The following is a 260-nucleotide window of genomic DNA, read 5'->3' on the forward strand; positions in this document are numbered from 1 at the left end:
GAGCCGATGGTCCACGTGTACTTCAGCGGGAAGGTGGCGTTGTCGCCGTCGAGCTTTACATCACCGGACGTCACGGACGGCTTGGTTCCCAAACCTTGGAACACGGCCTTAAGTTGATCATTGGCGGCGGACGCTTCCTTGCCATCCACAGCCAACTGCCCGACGTCGAGCGCTGCCAAAGAGGAAGCGAGCTGTTTGGCCGCCGCGTCCGCGCCAGCACGCGCGTCATCGCAAGCGGAGAGCGACCCTGCCACCACAAG

1 protein-coding gene is annotated in these 260 nt (G+C 63.1%); it reads right to left on the minus strand.

The genetic code is table 11. From position 1 onward, the window contains the following. Nucleotides 1-260 (minus strand): hypothetical protein (locus SB847_RS21440; RefSeq protein WP_410578687.1); only part of this gene is annotated, 260 nt, incomplete at both ends.

The organism is Bacillus sp. SIMBA_026 (genome assembly GCF_046535335.1).
In the GTDB taxonomy this organism is placed as follows: Bacteria; Bacillota; Bacilli; order Bacillales; family Bacillaceae; genus Bacillus; species Bacillus velezensis.